Origin of the sequence: Streptomyces sp. WMMB303 (genome assembly GCF_029351045.1) — a bacterium.
Taxonomy (GTDB): domain Bacteria; phylum Actinomycetota; class Actinomycetes; order Streptomycetales; family Streptomycetaceae; genus Streptomyces.
Genome location: NZ_JARKIN010000001.1, coordinates 6246133 through 6264498 on the forward strand (window position 1 = coordinate 6246133; position 18366 = coordinate 6264498).

An 18366-nucleotide genomic window follows, 5' to 3' on the forward strand; every position below is an offset into this window, starting at 1 on the left:
GCAGGCTGGCCGCTCCGCACCTCGCGGCGTGCCGGCTCCTCCCACACGTTCCTACAGGTCAGCCCCGAACTCCAGGACCGCGGCGCCCACATGGGCGACAACGGGTATCCGTCGGAACGCGCCAGCATTCCGTCACAACCCTTGACGTCCTGTACACACGGATGAACCATTCAGCGGCGAGAGAGCGCTCCCTCACCCCCCATCGTTCATCTGATGAACAAGGAGAAGCGCCCATGTCCCCTTGCTCCGACAGTCCCTCCGAGAGTTCCGCCGCCCGTTCCTCCGACACTTCCGCCGATCGCCCCGCCCCCGGGCGCCGTACGGTTCTCGGGGCCGCCGCGGCAGCCGTCCCCACGGCACTCGTCGGCCTGTCCGCACCCGCCTCGGCCACCCCGGCACCGCGTGCGCGGCCGAGGATCGGCGACGGCGCGCAGGACCTGCCCGGCGGCGGCGATCTCGGCCCCAACGTCATCGTGTTCGATCCCTCGACGCCCGGTATCCAGGCGAAGCTGGACGAGATCTTCCGGCAGCAGGAGTCCGCACAGTTCGGCAGCGGCCGCTACGCGCTGCTGTTCAAACCCGGCACCTACCACGGACTCAACGCGCAACTCGGCTTCTACACCTCGATCGCCGGGCTCGGCCTCTCCCCCGACGACACGACCATCAACGGCGACGTCACCGTGGACGCCGGATGGTTCGACGGGAACGCCACCCAGAACTTCTGGCGCTCGGCGGAGAACCTCGCGCTCGTCCCGGTCAGCGGCACCAACCGGTGGGCCGTCGCGCAGGCCGCGCCGTTCCGCCGGATGCACGTCCGCGGCGGCCTCAACCTCGCCCCGGCCGGCTACGGCTGGGCGAGCGGCGGCTACATCGCCGACAGCCGGATCGACGGCCAGGTCGGGCCGTACTCCCAGCAGCAGTGGTACACCCGCGACAGCGCGGTGGGCGGCTGGCTCAACGGCGTCTGGAACATGGTCTTCTCCGGCGTCGAGGGCGCTCCGGGGCAGAGCTTCCCCGACCCGCCCTACACCACGCTGAACACGACGCCGATCTCCCGCGAGAAGCCGTTCCTCTACCTCGACGGCGCCGACTACCGGGTCTTCCTGCCGGAGAAGCGGACCGCGGCACGAGGCGTCACCTGGGGCAACGGCACTCCGCGCGGCACCTCGCTGCCGCTGTCGCGGTTCTATGTGGCACGGCCCGGCGACTCGGCGGCCACCCTCAACCAGGCACTCGGCCAGGGGCTGCACCTGCTGCTGACGCCGGGCGTCTACCACCTCGACCAGCCGCTGAAGGTCGACCGGGCCGGGACGGTCGTGCTGGGCCTGGGCTACGCGACCCTGGTGCCGGACGGGGGCGCCACCGCGGTCCGGGTCGCCGACGTGGACGGGGTGCGGCTGGCCGGCTTCCTGGTCGACGCCGGACCCACCAACTCCGAGACGCTGGTCGAGGTCGGGCCGCGGGGTGCCTCCGCGGACCACTCGGCGAACCCGATCACGGTACAGGACGTGTTCGTCCGCATCGGCGGCAGCGGCGCGGGCAAGGCCACCACCAGCATCGTCGTCAACAGTCGGCACACCATCGTGGACCACACCTGGGTGTGGCGGGCCGACCACGGCACCGGCGTCGGCTGGGAGACGAACCGGGCCGACTACGGCGTCGTCGTCAACGGTGACGACGTGCTGGCCACCGGGCTGTTCGTGGAGCACTTCAACAAGTACGACGTGCAGTGGAACGGCCAGCGCGGCCGCACGATCTTCTTCCAGAACGAGAAGGCGTACGACGCGCCGAACCAGGCCGCGATCCAGAACGGTTCGATCAAGGGCTACGCCGCCTACAAGGTCGCCGACTCGGTCACCTCGCACGAGGCGTGGGGCCTGGGCAGCTACTGCTACTACAACGTCGATCCGACGATCGTCCAGCACCACGGCTTCGCCGCCCCGAACACCTCAGGGGTGAGGTTCCACGACCTGCTGGTGGTCTCACTGGGCGGCAAGGGCCAGTACGAGCGCGTCATCAACGACACCGGATCGCCCACCTCCGGGACCTCGACCGTGCCGTCCACGGTGGTCTCCTACCCCTGATCCGGGCGGGACGGCGTTTCGACGGCTGCCCGCGGGCGAGCCGCGAGCACCGTCCGTCCCGCGGCCGCGCATGCGAGAGGGCCCGTACGGCAGTACTGCCGTACGGGCCCTCTCGTCAGCCGAAGCCGATACACCGGCCGGAGTCGGCTGTCAGCCGAAGCCGGGATGCGCCGGGCGGACCCGGCGCAGCGAGGTCACTTGACGATCTTGGTGACCTGGCCGGCGCCCACGGTGCGGCCACCCTCACGGATGGCGAACTTGAGGCCCTCCTCCATGGCGACGGGCTGGATGAGCTGGACGCTCATCTCGGTGTTGTCGCCCGGCATGACCATCTCGGTGCCCTCGGGGAGGGTCACCACGCCGGTCACGTCGGTGGTGCGGAAGTAGAACTGCGGGCGGTAGTTGTTGAAGAACGGGGTGTGGCGGCCACCCTCGTCCTTCGACAGGATGTACGCCTGCGCCTCGAACTCCGTGTGCGGGGTGACCGAGCCCGGCTTGATGATGACCTGGCCGCGCTCGACGTCCTCGCGCTTGATGCCGCGGAGCAGCAGACCGACGTTCTCACCGGCCTGGCCCTCGTCCAGCAGCTTCCGGAACATCTCGATGCCGGTGACCGTGGTCGAGGTCTTGGTGTCCTTGATGCCGATGATGTCGACGTTCTCGTTGACCTTCAGCACACCGCGCTCGATACGGCCGGTGACGACCGTGCCGCGGCCGGTGATGGTGAAGACGTCCTCGATCGGCATCAGGAACGGCTTGTCGGTGTCGCGCTCCGGGGCCGGGATGGCCTCGTCGACGGCCGACATGAGCTTGACGACGGACTCGCCCCACTCCTTGTCGCCCTCCAGCGCCTTGAGCGCGGAGACCTTGACGACCGGAACCTCGTCGCCCGGGAACTCGTACTCCGAGAGCAGCTCACGGACCTCGAGCTCGACGAGCTCCATGATCTCCTCGTCGTCCACCATGTCGGCCTTGTTCAGGGCGACGACGATGTACGGAACGCCGACCTGGCGGGCCAGGAGCACGTGCTCCTTGGTCTGCGGCATCGGGCCGTCGGTGGCGGCGACCACGAGGATGGCGCCGTCCATCTGGGCGGCACCGGTGATCATGTTCTTGATGTAGTCCGCGTGACCCGGGCAGTCGACGTGGGCGTAGTGACGGTTCTCCGTCTGGTACTCGACGTGCGCGATGGAGATGGTGATACCGCGCTGGCGCTCTTCCGGCGCCTTGTCGATGTTCTCGAAGGCCGAAGCCTGGTTCAGTTCCGGGTACGCGTCGTGCAGCACCTTGGTGATCGCCGCGGTAAGAGTGGTCTTGCCGTGGTCGATGTGACCGATGGTGCCGATGTTGACGTGCGGCTTAGTCCGCTCGAACTTCGCCTTCGCCACTGGGGTCCTCCTGTGGACTGGTGCTGTACACCCTCCACATTTTGCGGAGGGGTTCAGGTGGTCGTACCGAACCGGTCAGGACCCCGAGGGGGATGCCCTTGACCTGTTCGCTTGGGTGGGCCGGCGGCCGGGGCGCCCCGGCACAGTCCGCTTCGGCGACCGAGCGATCTGTACCGGAGTGCCCCGAATGCCTTTGCTCCAGCCTAAGGGGTGAGGACGGGTGTCCTCCTCGCCCCCGGACGAGTGGGTTACTCGCCCTTGGCCTTCGCGATGATCTCCTCGGCGACGTTCTTGGGAACCTCACCGTAGGAGTCGAACTGCATGGAGTAGGTCGCACGGCCGGAGGTCTTGCTGCGCAGGTCTCCGACGTAGCCGAACATCTCCGACAGCGGTACCAGGCCGGTGACGAGCTTCGCGTTGCCCCGCTCCTCCATCGACTGGACCTGGCCGCGCCGCGAGTTGATGTCACCGATCACGTCGCCCATGTAGTCCTCGGGCGTCGTCACCTCGACCTTCATCAGCGGCTCCAGCAGGGCCGGGCTCGCCTTCCGGGCGGCTTCCTTGAACGCCATGGAACCGGCGATCTTGAACGCCATCTCGGAGGAGTCGACGTCGTGGAAGGCACCGTCGAGCAGCGTCACACGGACACCGGTCAGCGGGTAGCCCGCCAGCACACCGAACTCCATGGCCTCCTGGCAGCCCGCGTCCACGGACGGGATGTACTCCCGCGGGATACGGCCACCGGTGACCTGGTTGACGAACTCGTACCCGTCGCCCTCAAGCGGCTCGACGGCGATCTGCACCTTCGCGAACTGACCGGAACCACCGGTCTGCTTCTTGTGGGTGTAGTCGACCTTCTCGACCTTCTTGCGGAGCGACTCGCGGTAGGCCACCTGCGGCTTACCGACGTTGGCCTCGACCCTGAACTCGCGCTTCATACGGTCGACCAGCACATCGAGGTGCAGTTCGCCCATACCGGCGATGATCGTCTGGCCGGTGTCCTCGTTGGTCTTGACCTGGAAGGACGGGTCCTCCTCGGCCAGCCGCTGGATCGCGACGCCCAGCTTCTCCTGGTCGCCCTTCGACTTGGGCTCGATGGCGACCTCGATGACCGGGGCCGGGAAGTCCATCGACTCCAGGATCACCGGGTTGCTCGCGTCGCTGAGGGTCTCACCGGTGGTGGTCTGCTTCAGACCCATGACGGCGACGATGTCGCCGGCACCCACCGACTCGATCTCCTCACGCTTGTTCGCGTGCATCCGGTAGATCTTGCCGATGCGCTCCTTGCGGCCCTTCACCGAGTTCAGGACCTGGGTACCGGTGTGCAGCCGGCCCGAGTAGACGCGCAGGAAGGTCAGCTTGCCCAGGTGCGGGTCACTGGCGATCTTGAACGCCAGCGCCGACATCGGCTCCTCCTCGGAGGGCCGACGCTTGATGACCTCGTCGGCGTCCTTGGGGGACTGTCCCTCGACGGCCTCGACGTCGATCGGGGCCGGCAGGTAGCGCGCGATCGCGTCGAGCAGGGGCTGCACGCCCTTGTTCTTGAACGCGGTACCGCAGAACACCGGGGTGACGGTGATGGTGCCCTCGGCGCCGGTGGAGGCGAGGGTGACGCGGCGGATCGCCGCCATGAGCTGGTCCTGGGTGGGCTCCTCGCCCTCCAGGTACAGCTCCATCATCTCCTCGTCGTTCTCCGCGACGGCCTCGAGCAGCTTGCCGCGCCACTCCTCGGCCGCCTCGACGTGGGTGTCCGGGATGTCGACGGTGTCGTACATCTCGCCCATCTTCGCCTCGGGTGACCAGACGAAGGCCTTCATCGACACCAGGTCGACGACGCCCTTGAAGTCCGCCTCGGTGCCGATCGGCAGCTGCATGACCAGCGGCACCGCACCCAGGCGGTCCACGATCATGTCCACGCAGCGGTGGAACTCGGCGCCGGTGCGGTCGAGCTTGTTGACGAAGCAGATACGCGGAACGCCGTAGCGGTCGGCCTGCCGCCAGACCGTCTCGGACTGCGGCTCCACACCGGCGACACCGTCGAACACCGTCACGGCACCGTCGAGCACGCGCAGCGCACGCTCCACCTCAACGGTGAAGTCGACGTGGCCCGGGGTGTCGATGATGTTGATGGTGTAGTCGACGCCGTTGAGCGGCCAGTGAGTGGTCGTCGCGGCCGACGTGATCGTGATGCCGCGCTCCTGCTCCTGCTCCATCCAGTCCATCGTGGCAGCGCCGTCGTGGACTTCACCGATCTTGTAGCTGCGACCGGTGTAGAAGAGGATCCGCTCGGTGGTCGTCGTCTTGCCCGCGTCGATGTGCGCCATGATCCCGATGTTGCGGACCTTGGCAAGGTCAAGTGAAGTGGTAGCCATAAGGCTTCAGTCTTCTCTCGGTCTCGATGGGGGTAGCGACTACCAGCGGTAGTGCGCGAAGGCCTTGTTGGACTCGGCCATCTTGTGCGTGTCCTCGCGCTTCTTCACGGCGGCGCCGAGCCCGTTGGAGGCATCGAGCAGCTCGTTCATCAGACGCTCGGTCATGGTCTTCTCGCGGCGGGCGCGGGAGTAACCCACGATCCAGCGCAGCGCGAGGGTGGAGGAACGGCCGGGGCGGACCTCGACCGGAACCTGGTAGGTGGCGCCACCGACGCGGCGGGAGCGGACCTCGAGGGTCGGCTTGACGTTCTCCAGCGCGCGCTTCAGCGTGATGACCGGGTCGTTGCCGGTCTTCTCGCGCAGCCCCTCCATGGCGCCGTAGACGATGCGCTCGGCGGTGGAGCGCTTGCCGTTCAGCAGCACCTTGTTGATGAGGGAGGTCACCAGAGGAGAGCCGTAGACCGGGTCGATGATGACCGGGCGCTTCGGGGCGGGGCCCTTACGAGGCATTCTTACTTCTCCTTCTTGGCGCCGTAGCGGCTGCGAGCCTGCTTGCGGTTCTTGACGCCCTGCGTGTCGAGGGAGCCGCGGATGATCTTGTAGCGAACACCCGGCAGGTCCTTCACACGGCCACCGCGCACGAGCACGATGGAGTGCTCCTGCAGGTTGTGACCCTCACCCGGAATGTAGGCGGTCACCTCGATCCCACTGGTCAGGCGCACACGGGCGACCTTGCGCAGGGCCGAGTTCGGCTTCTTCGGGGTGGTCGTGAAAACACGCGTGCAGACGCCGCGGCGCTGGGGCGAACCCTCAAGTGCGGGCGTCTTGTTCTTCTCGACCTTGTCCTGCCGGCCCTTGCGGACCAGCTGCTGGATCGTAGGCACCGTTTCTCCGGTTTCTGTGTGCCAGTCTCGGTAAAGCTAACCTGGGCCATACCCGACCCACGAGGTCGGGTGTGTCGAAGACTGCAGATCCCCGCTGAGGGCGGAAGACTTCTCCATGGTGAGAAGCATGCAGATCCCGGTATCACCTGCTGCGCGCACCGTCACCGCGTTCGCGGGGGACAACAGCGCAGGGGACACCCCAGGCACAGGAATTGAGGGTACCTACCTCATGGGCTGGGGTCAAAACAAATGGGGCGGCCACGATAGCGCCCCCGACCTGCGAGAAGAAGGGCACAGGGCCGCCCCGGGAGCCGACGCGCCGTACCGGTGTGCCCCGCACCGGCCCCCCGACGGCTCCGGAAGCCGTCAGGCTGTCGCCAGGATCACCCCGAAGACGATGGCCAGGAACACCCCGATGGCCACCCAGCCGAGCACCAGACCCGCCATCGCCAGACCCGCGCCCTGCTCCCCCGTCCTGCGGATCTCGGCCCGCGCCTTGTGCCCGAGGATCACCGCGGGGATCGCCGTCAGCCCGTACATCGGCGTCAGCACCCCGCAGACCAGCGCACCGATCGCCGAACCGTTGGTGCTCGGCGGGGGCGGCGGCAGAAAGGTGCGCGGCACCGCCGGATAGGCGGGCTGCTGCGACGGCATCGGGACCGGCCCCTGCGGCAGATCCGCGATGAGCATGTTCAGCTCCCCGTACGTCTGCGCGTGCGAGGCGCGGGCCAGCCGCTGCTCGTACTCGTCCTGCCCCAGCCGGCCCTCGGTGAAGCCGGCCTTCAGCACGTCGATCGCCCGCTCCCGGTCCGTGTGCGCGGCGCGCATCTGGCTCACCTGCCGGCCCTGGGCCGCGAAGGCTCCCGGACTGTGGCCCTGACTCGGGACAAGACCGGGCTGCTGCCCCTGACCCGGGACACCCCGGGCATTCCACGGTCCGTACGCCACCGGCCCCCACCTCCCAGCTCGCTTACCGTCCCCTCCATCATCCATGACGCGGACGGTCCGCGGACGGTTCGGCCGCTGCCGATACCGCGGGCCGGGAAACGACCGCGGGGCGGCCACCCCTCTGGGGTGACCGCCCCGCGGCGGATACCTCCGTCATCCGCCGTACCCGGCGGTGACTCGGGCGCAGGCGACTCAGGCGTTGTACGGCCCGTAGTCGTAGTCCTCCAGCGGGACCGCCTGGCCGGAGCCGGTGCCGAAGGGCGAGTAGTCGATGTCGTCGTAACCGACGGCCGAGTACATCGCGGCCTTCGCCTCCTCGGTGGGCTCGACCCGGATGTTGCGGTAGCGGGACAGGCCCGTACCGGCCGGGATGAGCTTACCGATGATGACGTTCTCCTTGAGGCCGATCAGGGAGTCCGACTTGGCGTTGATCGCCGCATCGGTCAGGACCCTGGTCGTCTCCTGGAAGGACGCCGCCGACAGCCACGACTCGGTGGCCAGCGACGCCTTGGTGATACCCATGAGCTGCGGACGGCCGGAGGCCGGGTGGCCGCCCTCCTGCACCACGCGCCGGTTCTCGCCCTCGAACTTGGTGCGCTCCACCAGCTCACCGGGCAGCAGCTCGGCATCGCCGGACTCGATGATCGTCACACGGCGCAGCATCTGCCGGATGATGATCTCGATGTGCTTGTCGTGGATCGACACACCCTGCGAGTTGTAGACCTTCTGGACCTCGCCCACCAGGTGCACCTGGACCGCGCGCTGGCCGAGGATACGGAGCACGTCGTGCGGGTTCTCCGTACCGACGGTCAGCCGCTGGCCGACGGAGACGTGATCGCCCTCGCCCACCAGCAGGCGGGCCCGCTTGGAGACCGCGTAAGAGGTCTCGTCCGAGCCGTCGTCCGGGGTGACGACGACCTTCTTGGTCTTCTCCGTCTCCTCGATCCGCGCCCGGCCGGCCGACTCGGAGATCGGCGCGACACCCTTGGGCGTCCGGGCCTCGAACAGCTCGACGACACGCGGCAGACCCTGGGTGATGTCGTCACCGGCCACACCACCGGTGTGGAAGGTACGCATCGTCAGCTGGGTGCCGGGCTCACCGATCGACTGGGCCGCGATGATGCCGACGGCCTCGCCGATGTCGACCAGCTTGCCGGTGGCCAGCGAACGGCCGTAGCACATGGCGCAGGTGCCCACGTGCGACTCGCAGGTGAGGATCGACCTGGTCTTGACGGTCTCGATGCCGTGCCGGACCAGCTCGTCGATGAGCACGTCGCCCAGGTCGGTGCCGGCCGGGGCCAGCACCATGCCGTCGACGACGATGTCCTCGGCGAGGCAGCGCGCGTACACGCTGGTCTCGACGTCCTCCGCCTTGCGCAGCACACCGTCCTCGCCCTTGGAGGCGATGGACAGCTTGAGGCCGCGGTCGGTCCCGCAGTCCTCCTCGCGGATGATCACGTCCTGCGAGACGTCCACCAGACGCCGGGTGAGGTAACCCGAGTCCGCCGTACGCAGCGCCGTGTCGGCGAGACCCTTACGGGCGCCGTGCGTGGAGATGAAGTACTCCAGCACGGAGAGGCCCTCGCGGAAGGACGCCTTGATCGGACGCGGGATGGTCTCGTTCTTGGCGTTGGACACCAGACCGCGCATACCCGCGATCTGACGCATCTGCATCATGTTCCCTCGGGCGCCCGAGTCCACCATCATGAAGATCGGGTTCGTCTTCGGGAAGTTCTCGTTCATCGCCTCGGAGACCTCGTTGGTCGCCTTGGTCCAGATGGCGATGAGCTCCTGCGTGCGCTCGTCCTTGGTGATCAGACCGCGCTCGTACTGCTTCTGGACCTTCTCGTCCTGCGCCTCGTAACCGGCGATGATCTCCGGCTTGGCGTCCGGGACGACGACGTCCGTGATCGCGATGGTGACACCCGAGCGGGTCGCCCAGAAGTAACCGGCCGACTTCAGGTTGTCCAGCGCCGCGGCGACGACGACCTTGGGGTAGCGCTCGGCCAGGTCGTTGACGATCTGGGAGAGTTGCTTCTTGCCCACGGTGTAGTCGACGAACGGGTACTCCTCGGGCAGCAGCTCGTTGAAGAGCGCCCGGCCCAGGGAGGTGTGCAGCCGGAACGGGTCACCGGGCTGCCACTCGCCCGCGGCGGGGCCGCCATCGGACGCAGCGCCCTCCTCCGGCGCCGGCGGGGTCCAGCCCAGCGGCGGAGTGGTGCCGACCGGGAAGCGGATGTCGATCTTCGCCTGGAGCGACAGCTCCCCGGCGTCGAACGCCATGATCGCTTCCGCGGTGGAGTTGAACGAGCGGCCGTCGCCCTTGGTGACGCGCTGCTCCTCGTCCGTGGTGAGGAAGAACAGACCCAGGACCATGTCCTGCGTCGGCATCGTCACCGGCCGGCCGTCGGCCGGCTTGAGGATGTTGTTCGAGGACAGCATCAGGATGCGGGCCTCGGCCTGCGCCTCCGCGGACAGCGGCAGGTGCACGGCCATCTGGTCACCGTCGAAGTCCGCGTTGAACGCGGTGCACACGAGCGGGTGAATCTGAATGGCCTTGCCCTCGACGAGCTGCGGCTCGAACGCCTGGATGCCGAGGCGGTGCAGGGTCGGCGCGCGGTTGAGCAGCACCGGGTGCTCCGCGATGACCTCTTCCAGCACGTCGTAGACGACCGTGCGGCCGCGCTCGACCATGCGCTTGGCGCTCTTGATGTTCTGCGCGTGGTTGAGGTCCACCAGCCGCTTCATCACGAACGGCTTGAACAGCTCCAGCGCCATCGCCTTGGGCAGCCCGCACTGGTGCAGCTTGAGCTGCGGACCGACGACGATGACCGAACGGGCCGAGTAGTCGACCCGCTTGCCCAGCAGGTTCTGCCGGAACCGGCCCTGCTTGCCCTTGAGCATGTCGGACAGCGACTTGAGCGGCCGGTTGCCCGGACCGGTGACCGGACGGCCGCGGCGGCCGTTGTCGAACAGCGCGTCGACGGCCTCCTGGAGCATCCGCTTCTCGTTGTTGACGATGATCTCGGGCGCACCGAGGTCGAGAAGCCGCTTCAGCCGGTTGTTCCGGTTGATCACCCGGCGGTACAGGTCGTTCAGGTCGGAGGTGGCGAACCGGCCACCGTCCAGCTGCACCATCGGACGCAGGTCCGGCGGGATGACCGGCACGCAGTCCAGCACCATGCCCTTGGGGCTGTTGCTGGTCTGCAGGAACGCGGAGACGACCTTGAGCCGCTTGAGCGCGCGGGTCTTCTTCTGCCCCTTGCCGGTGCGGATGACCTCGCGGAGCTTCTCCGCCTCCTCGTCCAGGTCGAAGGTCTCCAGGCGCTTCTGCAGCGCGGCGGCGCCCATGGAGCCGTCGAAGTAGGTCCCGAAGCGGTCGCGCAGCTCGCGGTAGAGCAGCTCGTCGCCCTCCAGGTCCTGCACCTTGAGGTTCTTGAAGCGGTTCCAGACCTCGTCCAGCCGGTCCAGCTCACGCTGGGCACGGTCGCGGATCTGCTTCATCTCGCGCTCGGCACCCTCGCGCACCTTGCGGCGCACGTCGGCCTTGGCCCCCTCGGCCTCCAGCTCGGCCAGGTCGCCTTCCTGCTTCTTGGCGCGGGCCTCCAGGTCGGAGTCCCGGCGCTGCTCGATGTGCTGGCGCTCCACACCGACGTGCGCCTCCAGGGAGGGCAGGTCGCGGGTGCGGCGCTCCTCGTCGACGTACGTGATCATGTACGCCGCGAAGTAGATGACCTTCTCCAGGTCCTTCGGGGCCAGGTCGAGCAGGTAGCCCAGCCGCGAGGGAACACCCTTGAAGTACCAGATGTGGGTCACGGGCGCGGCGAGCTCGATGTGGCCCATCCGCTCACGGCGCACCTTGGCGCGGGTCACCTCGACGCCGCAGCGCTCGCAGATGATGCCCTTGAAGCGGACGCGCTTGTACTTGCCGCAGTAGCACTCCCAGTCCCGGGTCGGACCGAAGATCTTCTCGCAGAAGAGTCCGTCCTTCTCGGGCTTGAGGGTGCGGTAGTTGATGGTCTCCGGCTTCTTGACCTCGCCGTGCGACCACTGACGGATGTCGTCAGCGGTGGCCAGGCCGATTCGCAGTTCGTCGAAGAAGTTGACGTCGAGCACTCTCGTCAATCCCTCTCAGGGTCGTGTGTCAATGGTCTGAACGGGGTCGCGGGGAGGGCCGGGGACGCGCGGGGCGCGCCCCGGCCGACTCCGTCAGACCTCTTCGACGCTGCTCGGCTCGCGCCGGGACAGGTCGATTCCGAGCTCCTCCGCCGCGCGGAAGACGTCCTCGTCGGTGTCGCGCATCTCGATCGACATGCCGTCCGAGGACAGCACCTCGACGTTGAGGCAGAGCGACTGCATCTCCTTGATGAGCACCTTGAAGGACTCGGGGATGCCCGGCTCGGGGATGTTCTCGCCCTTGACGATGGCCTCGTAGACCTTCACGCGGCCGGTGACGTCGTCGGACTTGATGGTCAGCAGCTCCTGCAGCGCGTACGCGGCGCCGTACGCCTCCAGGGCCCACACCTCCATCTCGCCGAAGCGCTGGCCACCGAACTGGGCCTTACCACCCAGCGGCTGCTGGGTGATCATGGAGTACGGACCGGTCGAACGGGCGTGCAGCTTGTCGTCGACCAGGTGGTGCAGCTTGAGGATGTACATGTACCCGACCGAGATCGGGTCCGGGAACGGCTCGCCGGAGCGGCCGTCGAAGAGGTGCGCCTTGCCGGAGGGCTGGACCATCCGGTCGCCGTCCCGGTTGGGCAGCGTGGCCTGGAACAGACCGGCGATCTCGTCCTCGCGGGCACCGTCGAAGACCGGCGTCGCCACGTTGGTCTTCGGGTCCACCTCGTCGGCACCGATGGACTGGAGGCGCTGCATCCACTCCTCGGAGCCCTCGACCTTCCAGCCCTGGGAGGCCAGCCAGCCCAGGTGGATCTCCAGGACCTGGCCCGGGTTCATCCGGGAGGGGACACCCAGCGGGTTGAGGATCACGTCGACCGGGGTGCCGTCCTCCAGGAACGGCATGTCCTCGACCGGCAGGATCTTCGAGATGACGCCCTTGTTGCCGTGCCGGCCCGCGAGCTTGTCACCGTCGGTGATCTTGCGCTTCTGGGCGACGTAGACCCGCACGAGCTGGTTGACGCCGGGCGGCAGCTCGTCGCCCTCCTCGCGGTCGAAGACGCGGACGCCGATGACCTTGCCGGTCTCGCCGTGCGGCACCTTCAGCGAGGTGTCGCGGACCTCGCGCGCCTTCTCACCGAAGATCGCGCGCAGCAGCCGCTCCTCGGGGGTCAGCTCGGTCTCGCCCTTGGGGGTGACCTTGCCGACGAGGATGTCGCCCGCCTCGACCTCGGCGCCGATGCGGATGATGCCGCGCTCGTCGAGGTCGGCCAGGACCTCCTCGGAGACGTTCGGGATGTCCCGGGTGATCTCCTCGGGGCCGAGCTTGGTGTCGCGGGCGTCGACCTCGTGCTCCTCGATGTGGATCGAGGAGAGGACATCGTCCTGCACCAGCCGCTGGCTGAGGATGATCGCGTCCTCGTAGTTGTAGCCCTCCCACGGCATGAAGGCCACGAGCAGGTTCTTGCCGAGCGCCATCTCACCTTCGTCGGTGGACGGGCCGTCGGCCAGCACCTGGCCCTCGATCACGCGGGCGCCCTCGTCCACGAGCACCTTCTGGTTGAAGGAGGTGCCCTGGTTGGAGCGGGTGAACTTGGCGACGCGGTAGGTGTTGTACGTGCCGTCGTCGTTGGCCACCGTGACGTAGTCGGCGGAGACCTCCTGGACGACCCCGTCCTTCTCGGCCTTGATGACGTCGCCGGCGTCGACCGCGCAGCGGTATTCCATGCCGGTGCCGACCAGCGGGGACTCGGCCTTGATGAGCGGCACGGCCTGCCGCATCATGTTCGACCCCATCAGGGCGCGGTTGGCGTCGTCGTGCTCCAGGAACGGGATCATGGCGGTCGCGACCGACACCATCTGGCGCGGCGAGACGTCCATGTAGTCCACGTCGTCGCCCGGGATCAGGTCGACCTCGCCGCCACGGCGGCGGACCAGCACCCGGTCCTCGGCGAACCGCATCTCCTCGGTGAGGGGCGCGTTCGCCTGGGCGATCACGAAGCGGTCCTCCTCGTCGGCGGTGAGGTAGTGCACCTCGTCGCTGACGACACCGTCGACCACCTGGCGGTACGGGGTCTCGACGAAACCGAAGGGGTTCAGCCGGCCGTAGGAGGCGAGCGAGCCGATCAGACCGATGTTCGGGCCTTCCGGCGTCTCGATCGGGCACATCCGGCCGTAGTGCGAGGGGTGCACGTCACGGACCTCGAAGCCGGCCCGCTCCCGGCTGAGACCACCCGGGCCCAGCGAGTTGAGGCGCCGCTTGTGGGTGAGCCCGGAGATCGGGTTCGTCTGGTCCATGAACTGGGAGAGCTGGCTGGTGCCGAAGAACTCCTTGATGGAGGCGACGACCGGCCGGATGTTGATCAGGGTCTGCGGCGTGATCGCCTCGACGTCCTGCGTGGTCATCCGCTCACGCACCACGCGCTCCATACGGGCGAGACCGGTGCGGACCTGGTTCTGGATCAGCTCGCCGACGTTGCGCAGCCGGCGGTTGCCGAAGTGGTCGATGTCGTCGGTCTCGATGACGATCGTGTCGCCCTCGGCGGACTGCGACTCGGTCTCGCCCGCGTGCAGTTTCACCAGGTACTTGATCGTGGCGATGATGTCGGCGGTGGTCAGCACGCCGGAGTCCAGCGGCTCGTCGCCGCCGAGCTTCTTGTTGATCTTGTACCGGCCGACCTTGGCCAGGTCGTAGCGCTTCGGGTTGAAGTAGAGGTTCTCCAGCAGCGTCTGCGCGGCCTCGCGGGTCGGCGGCTCACCCGGGCGCAGCTTACGGTAGATGTCGAGCAGCGCGTCGTCCTGCCCCTGGGTGTGGTCCTTCTCCAGGGTGGCGCGCATGGACTCGTACTGGCCGAACTCCTCGAGGATCTGCTCGGTGGTCCAGCCGAGCGCCTTGAGCAGGACGGTGACGGACTGCTTGCGCTTGCGGTCGATGCGGACACCGACCATGTCGCGCTTGTCGACCTCCATCTCCAGCCAGGCACCGCGGGAGGGGATGACCTTGGCGGAGTAGATGTCCTTGTCGGAGGTCTTGTCGATCGAGGAGTCGAAGTAGACACCCGGGGACCGGACGAGCTGGGTGACGACGACACGCTCGGTGCCGTTGATCACGAAGGTGCCCTTGTTGGTCATGAGCGGGAAGTCGCCCATGAAGACCGTCTGCGACTTGATCTCGCCGGTCTCGTTGTTGGTGAACTCGGCGGTGACGAACAGCGGAGCCGCGTACGTGAAGTCGCGCTCCTTGCACTCGTCGATCGAGTTCTTGGGGGGCTCGAAGCGGTGGTCGCGGAAGGTCAGCGACATCGACCCGGAGAAGTCCTCGATCGGCGAGATCTCCTCGAAGATCTCCTCCAGACCGGACTTGGTGGGAACGTTCTGTCCGCTGTCCAGCGCGGCCTCGACGCGAGCCTTCCAGGCTTCGTTGCCGAGCAGCCAGTCAAAGCTCTCGGTCTGGAGCGCGAGAAGGTTCGGAACCTCGAGGGGCTCCTTGATCTTCGCAAAAGAGATACGCAGCGGGGCAGTGCTGGCGCCGTTGTTCGAATTGGCAGTCGAGGCAGTGCGCGAGGCGGCCAAGAGGGGGTCCTTCCGAGGGCTCGGACTCTCTACACGCATACCGGTGCCCCTGGTGACGGGCAGGGGGCAGCTAATAGGCAGCGCAAAGGGTCAGTGTAGCCACAAGGCCCACTGATGTCCAGTAAGGATGACGGGAAACCGGCTCACGCCCCGGTCTCCACCTCCTGCGATTGTTCTGCTCCGTCCCGCCCGGTCCCCGGCGGCCTCGATTCGCCAGGGTGGACGCGCCTGCCGCGGCTCGTCGTGCCTGCCGCAACACTTCCCGCTTCGCCGCCGATCCATGCCTCGGAGTTCGGATCGATGTGACGACGCGCCCCGAGAATTGCGCGCTGCGTGCCGTTCGTCAAGGGCCTCAGGGACAACGAAGATCACCATACCCGCCGAGGCACGCGCAGGACGCGACCGTCGAGCAAAGGCGAAGGGCGACCACCCGTCTGGGTGATCGCCCTTCGCTGCACGGCTACCCCGTGCGGAGTAGCCCGCGGTCTGCCGTGCTGACTCGGTGAGCCGGTGGCTCAGCGAGTACGGGTCACTTGACCTCGACCGACGCGCCGGCGCCCTCGAGGGACTCCTTGGCCTTGTCGGCGGCGTCCTTGGCGACCTTCTCGAGGACCGGCTTCGGGGTGCCGTCCACGAGTTCCTTGGCCTCCTTCAGACCCAGCGAGGTCAGCTCACGCACGACCTTGATGACCTGGATCTTCTTGTCGCCGGCGCCGGTCAGGACGACGTCGAACTCGTCCTGCTCGGGCTCGGCCTCGGCGGCGGCACCCGGGGCACCCGGCGCGGCGACGACGGCGGCGGCCGGGGCGGCGGCCTCGACGTCGAACTTCTCCTCGAACTTCTTCACGAAGTCCGACAGCTCGATGAGGGTCATCTCCTCGAACTGGGCAAGCAGTTCGTCCTGGCTGAGCTTCGCCATGGTTGTGGTCCTTCCACTTCAGTCGGCTGGTGCCGGATCAATATGTCGGCGGGCTTACGGCCCGCTGTGACCGAATACGGTGAGTGAGCTGAGGCGAACGGCGTGCGGCACCCCGCCGGAGCGGGCCACCGGGCAGGCCGCGCCCGGAACTACTCGGACTCGGTCTCGGCGGGAGCCGTGGTGTCGGCACCGCCCTGCTCTTCGACCTTGCTGCGAAGCGCGTCCGCGGTGCGGACGAACTTCGAGAGCGGGGCCTGGAAGGTCGCCGCGGCCTTGGCCATGGACGCCTTCATGCCACCGGCCAGCTTGGCGAGCAGCACCTCGCGGGACTCGACGTCCGCGAGCTTCTTGAGGTCGTCGGCACCGTACAGCGTGCCGTCGACGATTCCGCCCTTGATCACGAGGGCGGGGTTCTCCTTGGCGAAGTCACGAAGACCCTTCGCCGCCGTGACCGGGTCACCGGTCACGAAGGCCACAGCCGAGGAGCCCGTCAGGAACTCGTCGAGCTCGTTGATCCCGGCCTCGTTGGCCGCGATCTTGGTCAGCGTGTTCTTCACCACACGGTACTGAGCGTTCTCACCGAGTGCACGGCGCAGCTGCCTGAGCTGCGCCACGGAGAGTCCGGTGTACGCGGTGACCACAGCGGCGTTGGAGTCACGGAACTTGTTCGTGATCTCGTCGACGGCTGCGATCTTGTCGGGAGCGACCTGTTCCCTCGCCATGAGCCTCGGCCTCCTTCCGGGTGATGAGGACCGCTCGGAAGGGGCTGAACACGACAAACGCCCCAGCGCAGGCGCATGGGGCGTCATCTCGACCGGAACACGCACGGCGCCCCGGGAGTTCTTCCTCAATCACCTGCGCGGGTCGTCCGCAGCGAGCGGATCCTTCGGCCGTCGGCGCTCTGAGCGCGCACGACGACGACCAGCGGTCTTTGGCTTCACGTGGAGACTACGCGAACGTGCCCGGGACCGGCAAATCCGGTCCCGGGCACGCGGAGCCGCCGCCGGCGGACGCCGGCGGACACCGGGCAGTCCGGCCGGTGCCGGTCAGCTCTGGCGGGTGCCGCCGCTCATCATCGCTCCGGCGTCCCGGGTCGCGGAGGCGGGCGGGGCTGTCACGTTCACCGAGGTGCCGTAGTCCGAGTAGTAGTTCGTGGCGTCGATGCTCGTGGAGCCGTCCGCGTTCTTGGCCGTCTCGTGCTTCTTGACCAGCAGATCGTCCTCATCGATCCACAGGTCGATCTTCTCCTTCTCCAGCCCCTGCTGCTTGAACTGCTGCTCCAGGGCGTCGAGGTCCTTCTCCGAGAGATCCTTCGACTGCATCCGGGTCAGCTCGGAGACGGAGATCGTGCCCGAGTAGTGCGTCGCCTTCTTGCCGCGCACCGTCTCGGTACCGAGCGCCTTGACCTTGCCCGAGGCCAGCACGAGCTGGACGGAGCGGGCCGGGTTGTTGTTCTGCATCTGGTCCTTGAGCATGGCGCCCGAAGCGCCGCCCTTCTCGGCCAGCATGTCGTAGTCGTACTTCATCCACTTCCCGCCACTGGAAGCGGGCTGGACGTACATGGCGTCGGGCAGGTAGCGCGCCTTGGCCGACTGGCCGGCGCCCATGGTCAGGTCGGCTTCACCCTTCATGCCGCCGCCGGACCAGTCGAAGGCACCCTCCATCTCGGTCTTCATCGACTTGCCCTGGACCGTCTGGTTGTTGACGCCCTCGACCTTGGCGGAGTTCTGGTTGTCGGTGGCCTTCGACGCCTTCTTCAGTGCCGCCAGCGCGCCCTGGAGGGCCGAACCTCCGGCCTTGTCCCCACCGCCCCCGCCGCCGTCTCCGTCCGCCTTCTCGCTGCCGCACGCCGTCAGCCCGGCTATGAGTGCGACGCCCGCGGCAGCCGCCGCCATCCTCGTCATCCGCATCGGGACTCAACCCCCCTGTTGCTGGACGGGCCCCAAGGGCCCCCGTTCTTACCCGCACCTTATGCAACACAGAAGACGCGGCACACACCGGTCCGGGTTCCACGACCCCGGGAACCACGGCGCCACCGGCCCGCACGAGCGGCGGAGCGCACCGAAGAACGCGGCGCCG

At 67.7% G+C, this 18366-nt stretch carries 11 protein-coding genes; 1 reads left to right on the plus strand and 10 read right to left on the minus strand.

Going from position 1 to position 18366, the window contains the following annotated elements:
- The first annotated feature begins 233 nt into the window (after nucleotides 1-233).
- Entirely contained in the window at nucleotides 234-2084 is a 1851-nt protein-coding gene (locus P2424_RS27190; RefSeq protein ID WP_276478321.1) for a coagulation factor 5/8 type domain-containing protein, read from the plus strand.
- A 194-nt stretch (nucleotides 2085-2278) separates the two neighbouring features.
- Here the strand turns inward: P2424_RS27190 and tuf are convergent, their stop codons facing one another.
- The 10 genes from tuf to P2424_RS27240 form a co-directional block, all read right to left on the minus strand.
- Complete coding sequence (gene tuf / locus P2424_RS27195) at nucleotides 2279-3472, minus strand: elongation factor Tu (RefSeq protein ID WP_276478322.1); 1194 nt, start codon at nucleotides 3470-3472, stop codon at nucleotides 2279-2281.
- 248 nt (nucleotides 3473-3720) lie between these two features.
- Nucleotides 3721-5844: an elongation factor G gene (fusA, locus tag P2424_RS27200; protein WP_026004364.1), complete on the minus strand. Its 2124-nt coding sequence runs from the start codon at nucleotides 5842-5844 to the stop codon at nucleotides 3721-3723.
- Nucleotides 5845-5883: 39 nt separating this feature from the next.
- Nucleotides 5884-6354, minus strand: a complete 471-nt coding sequence (gene rpsG, locus P2424_RS27205; RefSeq protein ID WP_019354980.1) for a 30S ribosomal protein S7 — start codon at nucleotides 6352-6354, stop codon at nucleotides 5884-5886.
- A gap of 2 nt (nucleotides 6355-6356) precedes the next feature.
- The gene (gene rpsL / locus P2424_RS27210) at nucleotides 6357-6728 is read right to left on the minus strand and encodes a 30S ribosomal protein S12 (RefSeq protein WP_003948652.1); all 372 of its coding nucleotides are present in this window, start codon (nucleotides 6726-6728) and stop codon (nucleotides 6357-6359) included.
- Nucleotides 6729-7094: 366 nt separating this feature from the next.
- On the minus strand, nucleotides 7095-7556 hold the full coding sequence (locus tag P2424_RS27215; RefSeq protein WP_276478323.1) for a DUF1707 and DUF4190 domain-containing protein: 462 nt from the start codon (nucleotides 7554-7556) through the stop codon (nucleotides 7095-7097).
- A gap of 312 nt (nucleotides 7557-7868) precedes the next feature.
- Nucleotides 7869-11792, minus strand: coding sequence for a DNA-directed RNA polymerase subunit beta' (locus tag P2424_RS27220; protein WP_276478324.1), 3924 nt, complete (start codon nucleotides 11790-11792; stop codon nucleotides 7869-7871).
- 93 nt (nucleotides 11793-11885) lie between these two features.
- Entirely contained in the window at nucleotides 11886-15368 is a 3483-nt protein-coding gene (rpoB, locus tag P2424_RS27225; RefSeq protein ID WP_276478325.1) for a DNA-directed RNA polymerase subunit beta, read from the minus strand.
- 529 nt (nucleotides 15369-15897) lie between these two features.
- Nucleotides 15898-16287 carry a 50S ribosomal protein L7/L12 gene (rplL, locus tag P2424_RS27230; RefSeq protein WP_276478326.1) on the minus strand — a complete coding sequence of 130 codons (390 nt, stop codon included), beginning with the start codon at nucleotides 16285-16287 and terminating at the stop codon, nucleotides 15898-15900.
- Between the two features lie 149 nt (nucleotides 16288-16436).
- The gene (gene rplJ / locus P2424_RS27235; RefSeq protein ID WP_019354985.1) at nucleotides 16437-17009 is read right to left on the minus strand and encodes a 50S ribosomal protein L10; all 573 of its coding nucleotides are present in this window, start codon (nucleotides 17007-17009) and stop codon (nucleotides 16437-16439) included.
- 324 nt (nucleotides 17010-17333) lie between these two features.
- The gene (locus tag P2424_RS27240) at nucleotides 17334-18197 is read right to left on the minus strand and encodes a hypothetical protein (RefSeq protein ID WP_276478327.1); all 864 of its coding nucleotides are present in this window, start codon (nucleotides 18195-18197) and stop codon (nucleotides 17334-17336) included.
- Between the last annotated feature and the right edge of the window lie 169 nt (nucleotides 18198-18366).